Here is a 16295-nt window from a genome sequence, read left to right on the forward strand (position 1 = left end):
AAAACATGAAAAAGAAAGCCAAGTCATCCTATAGCTGGAAACAATTTTTCCAACTACTCATTTCCACTAGACCGTCAAAAGCAGTCATCATCGGCGGCTTTTTAGCAAGTTTAGTCACAACCGCGGCAGGACTCCTAATCCCGCTGTTCACCAAAAATCTGATCGACGGTTTTTCGCCATCCTCACTGAGCTGGCAAATGATCGTAACCATCGTCGCCGTCTTTATCCTCCAAGCCGTGACAAACGGTTTTGCGATTTTTCTACTCAACTTAATGGGCCAAAAAATGGTCGCGTCGATGCGTGAAAAACTATGGAAAAAAACGCTCAATTTGCCAGTATCGTATTTTGATAATACCAAGTCTGGTGAAATGGTCAGCCGAATGATTAACGATACCGTGGTCATCAAAGAGCTCATCGCCGACAGCCTGCCGCAGTTCGTAACCGGCGTCATCTCCGTTATCGGCGCCATCACCATCCTATTCGTTATGGACTGGAAAATGACATTGCTACTCATCGTCGCCGTTCCAATCACAGCAGTCATCATCGCACCACTCGGTCAAAAAATGTTCAAAATATCCCGAGGCATGCAAAAAGAAACCGCCGACTTCACGGGTTCTATCAGCCAAACATTATCCGAAGTACGCCTTGTTAAGTCGTCTAACGCAGAGGCAAAAGAAATCAATGACGGCACATCCGGCATCACGCGCCTACTAAGATTCGGCGTCCGTGAAGCAAAAGTAACAGCCGTTATCGGCCCCTTGATGCTCTTCGTCGTGATGGGTGTCATCGTCGGAATCATCGGCTACGGCGGTATCCGCGTCTCAGCCGGCACACTTTCCACCGGTACACTGATTGCGTTCCTACTTTACCTATTCCAAATTATCGTTCCCGTCACATCTTTCGTCACCTTCTTCACCCAACTCCAAAAATCAAAAGGTGCCACAGAACGCTTCTCCGAAATTTTGGAACATGAAGAAGAAAACATTTATGACGGCGCCAAAGTCGATGTTAGCGGCAAGAAAATTACTGCAAATAATCTCTTTTTCTCCTATAATGAAGAGGAGCCAATTTTGCAAGATATCTCATTTGAGACAAGACCTGGCGAAGTTATTGCGTTCGCAGGGCCAAGTGGTGGCGGTAAATCGACCCTATTCGCCATTCTTGAGCGCTACTACAAGACGAATTCCGGTGAAATCCTGATTGGCGGGCAACCTTTGAACGAGATTTCGATTCATTCATGGCGCAGTCAAATCGGCTATGTTTCCCAAGAAAGCGCGATGCTATCCGGCACAATTCGCGACAATTTATGTTATGGTTTAGATAAAGAATTCAGCGACGATGACCTGTGGGCCGTTACAAAACTAGCCTACGCCGACACCTTCATTGCAAAACTGCCAAATCAACTAGATACCGAAGTCGGCGAACGTGGGGTGAAACTTTCCGGTGGTCAGCGTCAACGCATCGCGATTGCACGAGCGTTCCTTCGCGATCCAAAAATCTTGATGCTAGACGAAGCAACAGCTAGCCTTGACAGCCAATCTGAACGCATTGTCCAACAAGCCTTGGCGAACTTGATGGAAGGTCGGACAACATTCGTGATTGCCCATCGCCTATCCACGATTGTGAACGCGAATCAAATCCTATTTATCGAACACGGCGAAATCACAGGCCGCGGAACACATAGCGAACTCGTTGCCAGTCACCCACTATACGCAACATTCGCAGAACAACAATTGACTTAATTGAAAAAAGTAGCGATATTTCCCGGGAAATATCGCTACAATTCGGAGGTGGAAACAATGAACCGCATTTTGATGGTAGATGACGATAGCAACATTCGCGAACTCGTCACCATTTTTCTAGAAAAAGAAGGCTTCACCGTTTTCAATGCAGAAGATGGCGTTGACGCGCTCGCCGTCCTTGAAAAAACGACGGTCGATTTAGCGATTATCGATATTATGATGCCGAACATGGACGGCTGGGAACTATGCAGCGCAATCAAAAATTTTCAAGAAATTCCCGTCATTTTCTTAACCGCACGTGGCGAAATCGAGCAGAAAATCAAAGGGTTCAGCCTCGGCGCCGATGATTACGTCGTCAAACCATTCGCCCCAGAAGAACTCGTAGCAAGAATCCGCGTCCTTCTGAAGCGCTATCAAATCCTAGCAACCCAAGAAATCCGCATAGGCAACATCTCCCTCAACGAAAAAGAGATGCTCGTCATGCTTCAAAACCGCGCCATCACGCTACCACTCAAGGAATTTCAACTCCTATTCCGACTCGCCGGCTATCCCGATAAAACATTTTCTCGCGAGCAACTCATCGAAGAAATCTGGGGCTACGATTACGAAGGCGACGAACGCACAGTGGACGTCCACATCAAACGCCTTCGTGAAAAATTCCCAACCGACATCTCCGGTTTTTCAATCCGCACCATTCGCGGACTCGGCTATCGCTTGGAGGAAGCCTAAATGATAAAAACACTCAAAAGAATTGGCAGTAGCATCCTGGTCGGCATTTTTTTCGTCCTATCCAACCTTGCCTCCTACACCGTTTTCACTTGGCTAAAAACAACCATCCATTTCTCTTGGCCAACCATCTGGGAACAAGCAGTCATCGCGGCTGGCGGCATCATTATCATGGTTTGTATCGGATTCATCCTCAGCCGCTTCTTTTTCCGACACGAAAGAACCTATTTCAAAATTTTCCGCTCCGTCCTAGAAGAAATTGGACGCGGTAATTTTCAAGTCAGCGAGCTATTAATTCCTTTGCAACGCATGGACGACGGGAATATCCGCGACACCGTTTTTCAAGTCGAAAAAATGGCAGAACAACTCGGCGAAATGGAAACACTGCGGCAAGACTTCATCGCCAACGTTTCCCACGAAATCCAATCACCACTCACATCGATTTCCGGCTTCACCAAACTGCTCCAAGACAACAACCTAAGCACCGAAAAACGCACCCATTACCTAGAAATCATCCAAGCAGAAACAAGCAGACTCTCCAAAATCAGCGAGAACCTACTCAAATTAACCGCCCTAGAAAAAAACGATTACAAACTAAACCCCACCGAGTTCCGGCTAGACTATCAAATCCGCGACATGATTCTAACCGCCGAACCCCAGTGGCAAAACAAGCAACTAGACGTCATCGTAGACCTCACACCAACCAAAATCTACGGCGACGAATCCCTACTCTACCAAGTTTGGCAAAACCTTTTTCATAACGCAATCAAATTCACACCAGAAAAAGGCACAATCCAAGTCACACTCGCCAAAAATAAAGACGACCAAACCGAAATCACCATCCAAGACAGCGGCATCGGCATTTCCCAAGAAGACCAATTACGCATCTTTGAACGATTTTACAAAGCCGACCTCTCTCGCCAAGCCAAAATCGGCGGCAGTGGACTCGGACTCTCAATTGTAAAACGAATTGCCGACCTGCATGAAATGACGATTTCCGTGGATGGTAGTGAAGGAAATGGAACTAAGATAACGATTCAACTACCCAAATAAAAACATCAGAATGTGCGCATTCTGATGTTTTTTCTTATCTATATCAAGGCGTATCCTCTAATGTCCAATGAATCGTTGTGCTATATTCCTTATTCGCACGCGCCGTTCCTGGACGAACATTCAAGACTAACTCAGAAGCATCCGCCGTATTTAAATCAATCTCCGTCACACCATCTGAACCTGACGTATTTGAGAAAAACTCATTCGCCACGCCATTTAGCGGGGTCATAATCACATTCCCGTCTTGCTGATTTCGAACAAACAAGCTATTGATCAATTCCTCACCATCCGCCGTTGCGAGCGGAGAATCCAGTTGCGCCGTCAGTTTCCAATTAGTCCCTTCCGAACGCGTATCTTCAACCGTCAACTTCACATCATCTTGTGGCTTCAAAAACTGCTCACGTGAGCTAATAGCCGCCGTTCCAAATGAAATTTCCGGTGTCGCTGATTTAAATTGTAACGTTCCAGCCAGAACCGTCACCGTAATCTCACGCTCTAACTCGCCCAACGTCACTTTCACTTGATATTTTCCAGGTGTCGACGTAATCGCCTCATATCCAGTTACCTGAACAAAAGCCATCACGCTCTCACCCGTTGGAATAAAGTACGCCTGCACATTCGCCATTTCTAAAACCATGTCCTTCAAAGCAGCCGGTGGTCCTGGCACGTCCGCCGTCGCTACTATGAAATCGTTCGCATGCAAGAAAGAATTCTCATCTTTAATCGAGCTATCATTTTGCACAAAAACCGGAATCACAAAATCCGCAGCATTCCCAGCATTATCCGTCAACGTCACCGTCGCCGTCGTGTAGCCAATTTTAGAAACATCGGGCACTTCTGTAATCGCATAACTAATATTATCATCGCCGTTTCCAGCGTTATCCGTCACATTTTCCACAAGATTCTTCGGATTCGTCGTGAACTTATCACCAAGCGTTACAAACTGCCTAATAACGTCCGCCGTCGGAGCCGTTGTATCCACAACAGTCATCTGATTAGACATGATACTCGTATTCCCAGTCGCATCCTTCGCCACCGCGTAATACACTGTGTTCGGCGTCATCGGGCGTTTCTCAGCAGGAACCGTTATCGCAAAATTCCCCGTCCCGTTCGTCACACCACTCACAAACGCACTATCATCCTCCGCGTCGTAAATCGTAACCGTCGTTCCAACCTCCGCTTGCCCACTAATCACCGCATCCACATCTTTAATCGCGGCCAAAACTGGTACCTCAGGAGCCGTACCATCTTGAACAACCGTTTGCGCCGAAGCATCCTTCCCGTTCAAGAAAGCATAAATCTGCACCGTATTACCAGCCGTCAAAAACGTCCCCGCAGGCAACTCATAACGATAATTCCCGTCATTATCCGCAATCAAATGAAACTTCGTCGTCTTATCTTCCTCATTCGGTGAATCCAGCGTCCCAACAGGAATCGCAGGGTCACCAGAAAGTTGCACCGAAGCACCCGGATTCGCCTTCCCAGTAATCACCCGACTGTTTTCACGCTCCACATTATCACTCAAATTCCCAATCGTCACATCCACATCCGGAATCCCTTCAAAAAGGACACGCTTGAAATTCTGCGTTCTAAAGTTCGTCGTAAAACTATTTTTCGTCGCCGCATTTACCGATTGACCCGTTGCAGTCGTTACGTTCGCCGCACTATACGTCACCTTAACCTGAAACATCGGATTCCAAAGAAAACTAGAATTATCATCCATGCCATCCGTCCAAGCCTTCGTATTCCAAGCCTGAATCGACTGAACATCCACATCCAAGTTCCCCGACATCCGCAACAAACGAGCACCAGCAGCCGAATTCACATTATTAAACCTAAGATCAACACGTTTCGCGTTCGCAAATTGGAATTTTGAAGTCCCACGCAGATAAACCAAGTTCTTAGCCCCAGTCCCATCCGAGCTGACATCAAACACGCCATCCTTGCCAATCAAAATCGTACCAGTTCCCGTACTAAAAACATCCTGCGTAGAAGTCCCAGTATCCGTCGCTTCGAGCTTAAACTCCGCATTATCGCTAACATTCAAAGTTCCCGCACCATTAATATAAAACGGGCTACCATAATACATCGCGCCACGAGCCTTAATATCCACTTTTGCGTTATTAGAAACACTAAACGTACCAGCGTTCATCCAAATCCCGCCAACCGCAGTCCCCGAGGATGGAACCGCATTATCCATCTTCAGCGTCGCGCCATCACGTACGTTAATATTTCCATAACTAGTGATTCCTGAAACCGCACCATCCGCGACCGTAGAATTCGTTCCGGACGTATAAATATCCAAAACCGAGTTCTCCGCAATATCTACCGTTCCACCTGTATAAATATACATCGCGCCACTAGATTCATTCGTCACCTTCACATCCGCGCCTTGCATTATATTCATATCACCAACCGCAAACGTCGTCTGATTCGCAAGCGTCGTATAACTCACACCATCAAAAGGGCTCACATAACTATTCGTCTGCGCAAAAGATGATTTTCCAGAAATTTTAGTCGTTGTCGCTGGGGCATGAATCGCTTGAGAACCACGGTAATTCACGTTATTATAAACAATCGTATTCGTAGCATTCGTTCCACCAGCCGAATTATCAGTATAAAAACCATAATAATTTTTCCCATACGTATTCAAATCATTAAACGTCACCACTTTTGGCAAAGAATACGTATCGTAAGGCGCATAAGACTGGTTTCTAAAATCAATCGTATGCCCATTCCCATTTATCGTAAACGGACGTTCCGGCATCCTTTGATAATAAGCACCCGTATTCGTCGGGCTCGCATCCGCCGCAGAAAACGCCGCATAATTAATATCCGCTAAAACATTAATTGTCGCGATATCCTTATTCATCATCGCATTATGAAACTCCGTCAACGTACTCACATTGGCAACGCTTGGATCTATAACATCCGCAAAAGTAACCAGTTCGTCCGCAACTCTTGGCATCACTTGCGGGCTCGGCGGTGCCACCGTCTTCTCTTCCTCTACTTTCGGCGTGACTTCTTCCACTTGTTCCGGCTCGGCGGCAATCGTCACCACATCCGACTTCACTTCATTTCCACTCGCATCATATCTCACAGCCTGAAGCGCATAACTCTGCGCCTTTTCAGCCGTCAAAAGTAAATCATACACATGCTCCGTCGCTTCACTATTCCAAGTCACCCGAGCAATCCCAGACTCCTCATCAAAATCAAGCGTACCCGCATTTTTCGCAGCATTATGCTCCTGCGTCGCCGCCAAATCCAAAATCATCCCAACCGGAATCGCGATAGAAACCGCATTCACCGTCTCCTCATCACTCGGCGGATCATCCGAATAACTCAGCGCCGTATCGTCTTTTACAGTCAAACTAAACTGGCGATTCTCCGTCTGCTTTGGCTTATCCACAACAAGCGACAAACCAGTTCCAGCCGAAACTTCAGTCGAAAACCAATTACCAAGACCCGCACTATTTATCGGTCCAATCATCGTAATCGTAAAAATCAGAAGAATAACAATTGGCATCTTCATTCTTTTTTTCATCATATAAAAAACTCCTCTCGTAAAGGCACACGTCCACGTCCATTAATCTAGCTACACTTCTATACTACATGCCAACACACGAAAAAACGGCCTTTTATCAAAAATTTCTACCGCCGAGGAATAAATGACGCCACAAAAAAACTTATCCTGTAAACGCAAATTTACAAGATAAGCTCCATTTCTTCTATTAAACTATTCAATCCCCGCCAATTTATGCGTCTGAATACTGAGCGACCACTTATCCTCGCCACGCTCCGCATTCAATTTTCCAAGCTGGCTAATCGTCTCCAACATATTAAATCCGCCATCCTCTTCACACGGCGATAAATAATACCGTTTCGCAGGAATCAACACCTCAATCTGCGCACAAAATTCCTGAATATCGCCATCCACAACTATCCGAACCTCATCCGCGCGCGATAAATGACGCTTCTCATACATTTTACTGTATAAACGTTTCGGACTCGTAGCCACATAATCAATCTCCACCGGCACTTCCTTCAAGCCATTCGTCTCAATCGCCAAATAGTAACCCTCCGCCTTCAAAACTTGCAAAAGCTCCTCAATCCCGCGTTGAATCGTTGGCTCACCACCAGTTATAACAATATTTCGCGCCGTATATTTATGCACCTCGTCCAAAATCTGCTGGCCCGTCATCATCTCGAACTCATTATAATTCGTATCACACCACGGGCAATCCAAGTTACACCGGCCAAAACGAATAAAAACGCTCGGCATCCCCGTATTATAACCCTCACCCTGCATCGTCTCAAAAATCTCCACAATTCGATACTCGCGGTCCATCATGCCCGTTCACCTCTATACTCACAAAAAGAAGTCGGCGTCTCACCAAGTCGAATCGCAGAAACGGGCAAATACGGCACTAACCAATCAAAAATCACCATCGCCATACCTTCCGCCGTCGTGCGACAAGGGAACGCGACCGTTTTGCGATCCATCTCTTGCAGTAATTTTGCAATGCGGCACTCGTTCTCATTTTCCTCAAAATAAGCAAAAGCATGATCCAATTTCGCCGTCACGTGCTCCTTCACGATCCGCTTGATATCGCCGTAATCCAGCACCATCCCAGCCTTCGAACCATCCGCAATCAAGTCACCAGCCACTTCCACCTGCAGCGTATACGTATGACCATGCAAATGATGACATTTCCCGTCATGCCCATCCAACATGTGCGCCATATCGAACGTAAACTCCTTCGCAATCCGCATCATATCGCGCTTCCAGCCTTCTGCTCCAAGTACTCCGTCAAGCCCTTCTCTCGCAACTCACAACTCGGGCACTCGCCACATCCGCCTTCCACGCCCATATAACACGTATGCGTATGCTCCCGAACATAGTCCAGCCGTCCCAGCTCATCCGCTAATCTCCACGTTTCCGCCTTCGTCAAATACATCAACGGCGTCTTCACCACAAAAGGATAATCCATCGCCAAATTCAGCGTCACGTTCATCGATTTCACAAACACATCGCGGCAATCAGGATACCCACTAAAGTCCGTTTCACATACACCAATAATAATATCCGTAATGCCCTGCCCCTTCGCATACGTCCCCGCGAGCAACAAGAACAGCGCATTACGCCCATCTACAAACGTATTCGGATACTCCTCCGATTTCCCTTGCGAAATCTCCATCGACTCATCCATCAACGCATTATTTGTCGTTTGTTTTATAACCGACGTATCAATCACCGTCTGCTTCACATTCAAATCCTGCACAATCCATTTCGCCTTCTCAAGCTCAATCACATGCCGCTGACCATAGAAAAACGTGATAACCTCGACATTCTCTTTCCCATAATCCTGAATCGCCTGAAACAAACAAGTCGTCGAATCCTGCCCACCAGAAAAAACCACTAACGCTTTTTTATTTGTCATTTTCATTTCCTCCTACCGATTATCCACTTTTTCAGGGTACATATCATGATTCATTAGGCGATGCATCGCAACTTCTTCAAAGCGCGAGTCAGGTTTGCCATAATTCGCATACGGATCAATCGAAATCCCACCACGCGGCGTGAATTTTCCCCATACTTCAATGTATTTTGGCCCCATAAGCTCGATCAAATCCTTCATTATGATATTGATACAATCCTCATGAAAATCGCCATGGTTTCGAAAACTAAACAAATAAAGCTTCAGTGACTTACTTTCAACCATCATTTCGCCAGGCACATAGGAAATATAAATCGTCGCAAAGTCAGGCTGCCCAGTCATCGGACAAAGACTCGTAAACTCAGGGCAATTAAATTTCACAAAGTAATCATTATCCGGATGCTTATTCGGAAATGCTTCCAACACTTCCGGCGCGTAATCCATCCGATACTCCGTCCCCTGATTTCCTAAATGTGTGACACCAGCCAGTTCATCTTGGTTTCTCATATTTACTTCTCACTCCTTAGTTTTTTTACGTGGGATTGTCCCGAACCACGGAAACTTTAAACTTGTGCCTACACGATGTAAATCGGCGGCAAGCGCTCGCATTCAGGAGATTCGGCGGACTTCCGGTTCTCATGTACAGTCGTACACTCCGCTTCCGGCTTCCACCGAATCTCCTGAATACAAACGCTTTCGCTCAATTTGTGTGAAGCAGAATTTTTCGTCCTACCCTAAGGTAAAAACCTAATTCTGCATCACATCGTGTATAGCCACTCGTCTTAGCTTCTTTTAGAAATTAACACAGTTTTTGGGAATAGTCAAAGAAGTGTGCGCTAAGATGACGAATAGCGCACACTTCTTTGTTATAATAGCGAACCTAAAAACATTCCCGCAACGACCAGCGCGAGTCCCGCCGAATACGTCACGATTTGATACAAAATCACTTTTTTCCATTTGCGCTCGGCGTGTAACTGCACACTTTCCAATTTAAACGTCGAAAAAGTTGTAAATGCTCCTAAAAATCCCGTCGTTGCAAGCAGATTCCAGTCAAACGACAACTGCAACTGTACAACAAAGCCAAGCACAAACGCTCCCGACAAGTTAATAATCAACGTTGCAATCGGAAAATCCCATTTTACACGGCGCTTTATCCAAGTCGACAGCCAATATCGCGCATTTGCCCCAAAGAAAGCACCAATCGCAATGGAAATCACGTCCATCCACATCACAAATCGCCCTCCTTGACCGCTTCTCTTTTGCGCACGAATCGCCGTTCACCAAGCGTAAAACCTAGCCACGCCAACAAATTTCCGCCTAAAAAACTAAATCCTAAATAGGTAACCGCCAAAATTGCATTTCCCGACTCAAAAAGCCGTACAACTTCCAAGCTAAACGTCGAAAAAGTCGTATACGCGCCCAAAAACCCCGTTCCAATTGCAATCACCAAATCCGTATTCAAAATCGTCAACCGAAACAAATACGTCGTGAAAAATCCGAGTACCAAGCACCCACTCAAATTCACAAGCAATGTCCCCAGCGGAAAATCAGTTCCCCAGAAAACACCGACGCCCATTCCAACAAAATACCGGCACAGCGCCCCCGCAATCCCTGCGACGCCAATCATCAAAAACCGTTTCATTCGCTAACCTCACCCAATTTCAAATCCGCAAAATCAATCCGCTCCAGTCCATTCTCCTCAAACCACGCACGAACCCGCGGATCACAAAGCGTCGCAAGCTCTCGACATCTCGGCGCCGTCATGGATGAATTATCAAGCACAAACTGATCCAAAAATCCCGCATCAAAATGCATCTCAATCACTTTTTCCGGATCCTGCCGAAGCAACCCAAAATCATCCCGCAAAAAATTCTCAACCAGCGTCCCAGCCTCAATAAACGGCAATCCATTAACCTCCAAAAGCAATCCCGTCTCCACATATCCCGGCAACGAAGGCCAAACCTTATCCCCGCTATACTTCAACGTCGTATGTATCCCATATTCCAGCGCAATATCATAAAACGCCTGATCCACAACCTCATCACCGACCGCGTGACAATCAATATGCTCTGGAAAATGACCAAGCAGCTCCCGAAACCGCTCCATCTGCGCAATCGTTTCCAGGCGAACCTCCTCATACACAAAATGCCCATTGCCACTCCGATAATACGCCGAACGATGAAAATTCCCGTTTTTATCAACCATCGAAGGAATTTTAGCAGGATCAGAACACGGTTTTCCGAGCAAAAAATTCGTATGCTGCCCAATAAATAAATCCGGACATGCCACCTTTGCTAATTTCACAGCATGTTCCGCAGCCTCTAAATTCGGCATCAACAACGTCGAACTCACAATTCCATTTAAATACGCTTCCATAACGCCATAATTGATCCCTTTTGACATTCCGAAATCATCCGCGTTCACTATCACTTTTTGCATTATCCATCACTCCTTTCTTCCTACCTAGACCTTCATCACAGCACTAAATAAAGACAAAAAATAACCATCCAACTCACTTTTTCCCCGCGGAGGTAGATGATTTTTCACAAATATTAGGCCATCATCTTTTCAACGGCTCTACACCAGGAAGTCATGTTAGCGCATGGCTCTCTTTTCCACCCCAATTCTAACACACACCAAAAAGATATTCAATCCACGCAAAAAAACTCCTCATGGACGCGCCACAAGGAGTTTTTCCATTATTTCATTTGTTTACGAATCCCGTTAAATAGTAACAAACACGCAATTCCTTGGAAAATAAAGAACGCGCCGAGTATCAAGCCGACAGTTACCGCAACAATCGCTGAGCTAAACAACGAGATGATTGCGATTAAAGCACCAATAATACCGATAATCATGATGAAAATCCAGCCTTTTGAGCCTTTCACCGAGAATGCCATCACGATATTCAGAATCGCCGAAGCAAGTACCCAAATAACGAAAATTAGCACGATGAATTTTTCACCAATATTGTTGTTAATCAGAATAATTAACCCCGCTAGGAACGATAGAGCACCATCCAAAAGAATCCAGTTCGAGATTTTCAAAACCTTCCGACCTTTGAAATAAGAAATAATCTCGTTCAAACCATTTAGTAATAACACAATTCCGATTACGAATGTGAAAGCCGCAAGCGACGTACTTGGATTAAATACAAACCAAAGTCCCAGCCCAATCATTACAAGTCCCATTACTAAAATAAAATACAAATAAAATTTACGCATGATTCCATTCCTCCCCTGATAGTATTGCAAAACCTTTGCTTTACTACTATACCCTAAGAATCACCGTTAAATCTACTTTTAAGCCAAACATTTTTTTCTGAAAACAGGAAAAAGCCAAGTAATCGAAAAGACTACTCGGCTCACATTTTATTATTTTGTGCCTAAGAATGGGCCGTACGTGTTCGCAAATGCGTTATTATACGAAACGCCTGCACTACTCTTACCAGCATCCCAGTTTGCAGACCAAGTCATGATACCTTTCAGCGGAGTTCCCGCGTTTTTCAACATAGTGAAAGCATCGAAAACGTTTTGCGGATTAACCACATAACCAGTTGCCGCCGCATCATTATTCGTCGGTAAACCAATAACTAGCTTGTCAGCCGGAATTTGCAGATAGCCACGCGTACCATGAATTAACGAATCCGCCATGTAATAAATGAACTCTTTTTTCAGCGTGTCGTTATTCTGCGCAATCCATTGGCTCGTTTCGTCAACCCAGACACCATCGCCACCTTGGTTGTAAAATTGAGGCGCGATATAGTCATAGTAACCAGTTAGCGACGTAATGTAGCTTTGATACGCAGCACCTGGCTTCAAATACGGAAACTCCGGAGCCATCGTAATCAGGAAGTTCTTGCCTTCCGCCGCATAATGATTTTTCACAATTTTAAGCGCCGCAGGAATCACCGTTTGGTTGTTCCCAGCCGTAATCGCCGTTTGCTCCAAATCAATATCCAAGCCGTCAAAACCGTACGTCTCTACTTGGCGAATAATTTCATTGGCAAACGCTTGCTCGTCACCAGTTTGCAGTTGAACATGTCCATCTGCACCACCAAGCGCCAACAACACGCTGCGTCCTTGTTTATTTAAAGCTCCGACTTGTGCGCGGAACTCACTATCCGTTAACCCAACCGGCTTGAACGTCGGAATCCGATTCACGCCATCGCCCTTCATGAAGGAGACCGGAACCACATTATACGCCGCGTTCACATCTTTCAACGCGATATCAGCCGAAGTACCTTGCTTGTAGCCATCTCTGCCCGTGGATTTCCAACTATGCCAATAACCGACTAAAACCTGTTTCCCTTGAATGCTAGGCATTGGTGTCGCATCATCAACCGCAGCATGAGCCTGTGTTCCTCCCGTTAAAGAAACCCCAACTGCCACCGCCGCTGTCAAAACTCCGCCTGCTACCCATTTCTTCGTGTTCTTCCAATCTACCATTCGTAAATCCCCCTCATTGTTTACGCTTTCAATAAGCGTTTTTTGCATTTTGTCATAATCCCTGACACTAAGCAAGTACCCGTGCCCTTTAGGAGTAAACCTCGGAAATAATTGGTTCAAACTATAATGGGTCTATACCAATTTGGTAGATTTGATTGTCTTGTCAACGCTTTCACGACTGTCCGATTTGTTTAAATTCTAACAAAAATAAAATTGGGCTTTTTTTGAAATCAGACTTTTAGACAAATAAAAAAGAAGCCAGACGCATCCAGCTTCCTCAAGTGCAAACCGAAGTAATACACCGCAATTCATAGTTTTAAAGAGCATCAATATCTCCTTCTTCCCTTGTTTTAAGAAACGCGACAAACTTGGCGATATACTTGAATAATACATAGCCAAGCAACGCCCCAAATGTGTTACAAATAAGATCATCCACACCAAATGAGCGGTAGTTAAAGCCCAAAATTAAATTGATAGCCTCTTGAGTTAACTCGATAGTCAAGGAAAACAAAAATGAAATAAAGATAATTTTTTTAAATCCGAATTCTGGCAAAATAATTGGCAGATAAAATCCAAATGGGAAAAACAAAGCTATATTCGCAACTGGTTGATAAAAAGCACCTAGTATACCAACATAATCTATATCACTCATTGCGTCAATCCATGCCCTAAATGGAATCATATTATTAGACACGCCCTGCTTATATTTAATCATATCCAATATATATTCTTTTTGTACCGGTAACGGAAAAATAACGAGACAAATAACTATCATAATATAAATTGCAAAAAATGAAATCATCATAAGTTCCCGATTTGTTTTTTTATTTACTGTCTTCTTGTAAATAATTAGAGTACAGATGAATGTAACAATCATAATTAACAATGGAAAAATAAATTTCAACATAAGATTCAGTAGCTAAAACTAGCTTTTCCACTAATATATTTACCATTTTGATTCTTCCAAAACTCTGCACAATAAGATTTGCCTTTAGTTACAGAATACGAAAACTTTTTATTCCCTGTTGGAGAAAAATAAGTTCCACCTTTGTAGATATCATTTAAAATTACTCGATGTTCAAATAATTTCACACTAAACGAACTATCTTTACCCCAATTACTCACACTCACACTTCCTGATAAGATCCCTTTTGTCGCATTCATCTTACCGTTAACTGCGACCATATGCTTAAAATCATACGATACATTATTAACAGCCGCATAAGCTGTCAGCGGGACAAGTATACCCATAGAAAACACAACTGCAACGATACAATACTTCAAATTTTTAACCATTCCAAGCAACTCCTTTTTCGTATAATTAAAAAATACCACACATTATGTGTCGAGTCAATTTAGATTTCCAACTCTATATGTCAAAAAGAACCGTTTTCCACCCTAGCAAAAGCTAACATGGAAAACGGCTCTTTTTTATATTACAACTCTTTCCCGTTCGTCTCAATCACTTTCTTATACCAATAAAAACTATCTTTCGGAATCCGCGTCATCGGGGCATCATCAGAAATATCACGATCCACATACACGAAACCGTAACGTTTTTGATAGCCGTTCAGCCAGCTCAGAAGATCCGTGAACGACCACGTGCAATAGCCGAGCATATCCACACCATCATCAATCGCCGCTTGAATAGCGCCCACGTGCGAGCTCAAATAGTCAATCCGATACGCATCATGCACTTCGCCATCCTCCAACTTATCAAACGCACCCAAACCATTTTCCGTAATCAAAATTGGTAACTGGTAGCGGCTATTAATCCGACGAAGCGCGATGTGAAGCCCATCAGGATCAATCGTCCAATCCCAGTCCGTAGTTTTCACATAAGGATTCTTCACTTTCTTGTACAAACCAGGAATCCCAGTCTCCTCCGCCGTTCCTTTTTTACCAGTCGTGTTGAACGTATTACTTTGGCCAACTCCATCCAGTGGATTATGAGCCGCAGTCGCTGATTGGTAATAGTTCAAGCCCATGAAATCTGGTTTCGCAGACGCAAGCAATTCCATATCGCCAGGCTCAATCGTCGGCGCCAAATCATTCTCTTCCAAGTAACGCCAAACCGCCTTCGGATAAACGCCCCACGCATAAATATCCATCCAAAAATAACCGTTCAAGTCTTCCGCATTTTCAGCAGCAAGTACGTTTTTCGGATCCGTATCAACTGGATAATACGGCGTGTAAGCAAAACTCGGTCCAATTTTTCCATCCTTCACGATTTTATGGAACGCATTGATAACACTAGCATTTGCCAAATTCGCAATATGGTTTACCTGATACATCCGCTTGTCGTCCGTCACTTTCGGCGGATGAAGCGCCATCGAATAACCAAGCGATACAAAAATATTCTGCTCGTTCAAGGAAACCCAATACTTCACACGATCGCCGTAACGCTTGAATAACGCCACCGAATAATTCGTGAAATCCTCCACCACTTGGCGCGATTCCCAGCCACCGTACTCATCCATCAACGCCTGCGGAATATCCCAATGATAAAGCGTCACAAGCGGCTCGATATCATACTTCAACAACTCGTCGATAAGATCATCGTAGAACTTCAAACCAGCCTCGTTCACCTCACCCTTACCAGTCGGGAAAATACGACTCCAAGCAATCGAAAAACGGTACGCCTTCAGTCCAGCATCCGCCATCAACTTCACGTCTTCCTTATAACGATGATAATGATCCACCGCCACATCACCATTCGTACCCTCGTATGTCGTACCAGGAATCTTCACAAAATTGTCCCAAACAGAAGGCCCCTTACCATCCGCGTCCCACGCACCCTCAATTTGATACGCCGCTGATGCAGAACCCCATAAAAAATCTTTCGGAAAAGCCGTATGTTGTTTGTGCTCCATTATTAAAACCTCCAT

General features: G+C 44.8%; 16 protein-coding genes and 1 riboswitch. Of the genes, 3 read left to right on the plus strand and 13 right to left on the minus strand.

The window, feature by feature from the left end:
• Positions 1 to 5: 5 nt before the first annotated feature.
• The 3 genes from DUK53_RS06475 to DUK53_RS06485 are packed head-to-tail and all read left to right on the plus strand — an operon-like array spanning position 6 to position 3521.
• Positions 6 to 1742: an ABC transporter ATP-binding protein gene (locus DUK53_RS06475; protein ID WP_036132571.1), complete on the plus strand. Its 1737-nt coding sequence runs from the start codon at positions 6 to 8 to the stop codon at positions 1740 to 1742.
• Positions 1743 to 1799: 57 nt separating this feature from the next.
• The gene (locus tag DUK53_RS06480; protein ID WP_036093090.1) at positions 1800 to 2471 is read left to right on the plus strand and encodes a response regulator transcription factor; all 672 of its coding nucleotides are present in this window, start codon (positions 1800 to 1802) and stop codon (positions 2469 to 2471) included.
• Positions 2472 to 3521 (plus strand): sensor histidine kinase, encoded by a 1050-nt coding sequence (locus tag DUK53_RS06485; RefSeq protein ID WP_036132566.1) that lies wholly within the window; start codon positions 2472 to 2474, stop codon positions 3519 to 3521. It begins immediately after the preceding gene.
• A gap of 43 nt (positions 3522 to 3564) precedes the next feature.
• On the opposite strand, the gene DUK53_RS06490 is transcribed toward DUK53_RS06485, so the two are convergent.
• The 13 genes from DUK53_RS06490 to DUK53_RS06550 form a co-directional block, all read right to left on the minus strand.
• Positions 3565 to 7068, minus strand: a complete 3504-nt coding sequence (locus DUK53_RS06490; RefSeq protein WP_036132559.1) for a pectate lyase-like adhesive domain-containing protein — start codon at positions 7066 to 7068, stop codon at positions 3565 to 3567.
• Positions 7069 to 7257: 189 nt separating this feature from the next.
• A complete protein-coding gene (locus DUK53_RS06495) occupies positions 7258 to 7872 on the minus strand; it encodes a 7-carboxy-7-deazaguanine synthase QueE (RefSeq protein WP_036093084.1) in 615 nt (204 codons plus the stop codon).
• The gene (gene queD / locus DUK53_RS06500; RefSeq protein WP_036132558.1) at positions 7869 to 8297 is read right to left on the minus strand and encodes a 6-carboxytetrahydropterin synthase QueD; all 429 of its coding nucleotides are present in this window, start codon (positions 8295 to 8297) and stop codon (positions 7869 to 7871) included. The genes DUK53_RS06495 and queD overlap by 4 nt, the downstream gene beginning before the upstream one ends.
• Complete coding sequence (gene queC / locus DUK53_RS06505; protein WP_036132557.1) at positions 8294 to 8968, minus strand: 7-cyano-7-deazaguanine synthase QueC; 675 nt, start codon at positions 8966 to 8968, stop codon at positions 8294 to 8296. The genes queD and queC overlap by 4 nt, the downstream gene beginning before the upstream one ends.
• A 6-nt stretch (positions 8969 to 8974) precedes the next feature.
• Positions 8975 to 9466, minus strand: coding sequence for a preQ(1) synthase (queF, locus tag DUK53_RS06510; protein ID WP_036093078.1), 492 nt, complete (start codon positions 9464 to 9466; stop codon positions 8975 to 8977).
• Positions 9467 to 9476: 10 nt separating this feature from the next.
• Positions 9477 to 9521, minus strand: a riboswitch (PreQ1 riboswitch).
• Positions 9522 to 9825: 304 nt separating this feature from the next.
• Entirely contained in the window at positions 9826 to 10188 is a 363-nt protein-coding gene (gene crcB, locus DUK53_RS06515; protein WP_036093076.1) for a fluoride efflux transporter CrcB, read from the minus strand.
• Positions 10188 to 10601, minus strand: coding sequence for a fluoride efflux transporter CrcB (gene crcB / locus DUK53_RS06520; protein WP_036132554.1), 414 nt, complete (start codon positions 10599 to 10601; stop codon positions 10188 to 10190). The genes crcB (DUK53_RS06515) and crcB (DUK53_RS06520) overlap by 1 nt, the downstream gene beginning before the upstream one ends.
• Positions 10598 to 11398: a ChbG/HpnK family deacetylase gene (locus DUK53_RS06525; RefSeq protein WP_036132552.1), complete on the minus strand. Its 801-nt coding sequence runs from the start codon at positions 11396 to 11398 to the stop codon at positions 10598 to 10600. The genes crcB (DUK53_RS06520) and DUK53_RS06525 overlap by 4 nt, the downstream gene beginning before the upstream one ends.
• A gap of 260 nt (positions 11399 to 11658) precedes the next feature.
• Positions 11659 to 12183 (minus strand): HdeD family acid-resistance protein, encoded by a 525-nt coding sequence (locus tag DUK53_RS06530; protein WP_036093072.1) that lies wholly within the window; start codon positions 12181 to 12183, stop codon positions 11659 to 11661.
• Positions 12184 to 12333: 150 nt separating this feature from the next.
• On the minus strand, positions 12334 to 13407 hold the full coding sequence (locus tag DUK53_RS06535) for a chitinase (protein ID WP_036132550.1): 1074 nt from the start codon (positions 13405 to 13407) through the stop codon (positions 12334 to 12336).
• Between the two features lie 316 nt (positions 13408 to 13723).
• Complete coding sequence (locus tag DUK53_RS06540; protein WP_052164979.1) at positions 13724 to 14314, minus strand: VanZ family protein; 591 nt, start codon at positions 14312 to 14314, stop codon at positions 13724 to 13726.
• Between the two features lie 5 nt (positions 14315 to 14319).
• Positions 14320 to 14703, minus strand: a complete 384-nt coding sequence (locus tag DUK53_RS06545; RefSeq protein WP_036132548.1) for a hypothetical protein — start codon at positions 14701 to 14703, stop codon at positions 14320 to 14322.
• Positions 14704 to 14843: 140 nt separating this feature from the next.
• Positions 14844 to 16280, minus strand: a complete 1437-nt coding sequence (locus DUK53_RS06550) for a glycoside hydrolase family 1 protein (RefSeq protein WP_036132546.1) — start codon at positions 16278 to 16280, stop codon at positions 14844 to 14846.
• Positions 16281 to 16295: the final 15 nt, after the last annotated feature.

This window comes from Listeria sp. SHR_NRA_18 (assembly GCF_003856515.1).
In the GTDB taxonomy this organism is placed as follows: Bacteria; Bacillota; Bacilli; order Lactobacillales; family Listeriaceae; genus Listeria_A; species Listeria_A newyorkensis.

Bases quoted from the DNA above. Each gene is read 5' to 3' on its own strand.
- DUK53_RS06485 (WP_036132566.1), top strand. From the start codon at position 2,472: ATGATAAAAACACTCAAAAGAATTGGCAGTAGCATCCTGGTCGGCATT.
- DUK53_RS06490 (WP_036132559.1), bottom strand. From the start codon at position 7,068: ATGATGAAAAAAAGAATGAAGATGCCAATTGTTATTCTTCTGATTTTT.
- DUK53_RS06550 (WP_036132546.1), bottom strand. From the start codon at position 16,280: ATGGAGCACAAACAACATACGGCTTTTCCGAAAGATTTTTTATGGGGT.
- DUK53_RS06535 (WP_036132550.1), bottom strand. From the start codon at position 13,407: ATGGTAGATTGGAAGAACACGAAGAAATGGGTAGCAGGCGGAGTTTTG.
- DUK53_RS06540 (WP_052164979.1), bottom strand. From the start codon at position 14,314: ATGTTGAAATTTATTTTTCCATTGTTAATTATGATTGTTACATTCATC.
- DUK53_RS06545 (WP_036132548.1), bottom strand. From the start codon at position 14,703: ATGGTTAAAAATTTGAAGTATTGTATCGTTGCAGTTGTGTTTTCTATG.
- DUK53_RS06475 (WP_036132571.1), top strand. From the start codon at position 6: ATGAAAAAGAAAGCCAAGTCATCCTATAGCTGGAAACAATTTTTCCAA.
- DUK53_RS06525 (WP_036132552.1), bottom strand. From the start codon at position 11,398: ATGCAAAAAGTGATAGTGAACGCGGATGATTTCGGAATGTCAAAAGGG.
- crcB (WP_036132554.1), bottom strand. From the start codon at position 10,601: ATGAAACGGTTTTTGATGATTGGCGTCGCAGGGATTGCGGGGGCGCTG.
- queD (WP_036132558.1), bottom strand. From the start codon at position 8,297: ATGATGCGGATTGCGAAGGAGTTTACGTTCGATATGGCGCACATGTTG.
- DUK53_RS06495 (WP_036093084.1), bottom strand. From the start codon at position 7,872: ATGATGGACCGCGAGTATCGAATTGTGGAGATTTTTGAGACGATGCAG.
- queF (WP_036093078.1), bottom strand. From the start codon at position 9,466: ATGAGAAACCAAGATGAACTGGCTGGTGTCACACATTTAGGAAATCAG.
- DUK53_RS06530 (WP_036093072.1), bottom strand. From the start codon at position 12,183: ATGCGTAAATTTTATTTGTATTTTATTTTAGTAATGGGACTTGTAATG.
- queC (WP_036132557.1), bottom strand. From the start codon at position 8,968: ATGAAAATGACAAATAAAAAAGCGTTAGTGGTTTTTTCTGGTGGGCAG.
- crcB (WP_036093076.1), bottom strand. From the start codon at position 10,188: ATGTGGATGGACGTGATTTCCATTGCGATTGGTGCTTTCTTTGGGGCA.
- DUK53_RS06480 (WP_036093090.1), top strand. From the start codon at position 1,800: ATGAACCGCATTTTGATGGTAGATGACGATAGCAACATTCGCGAACTC.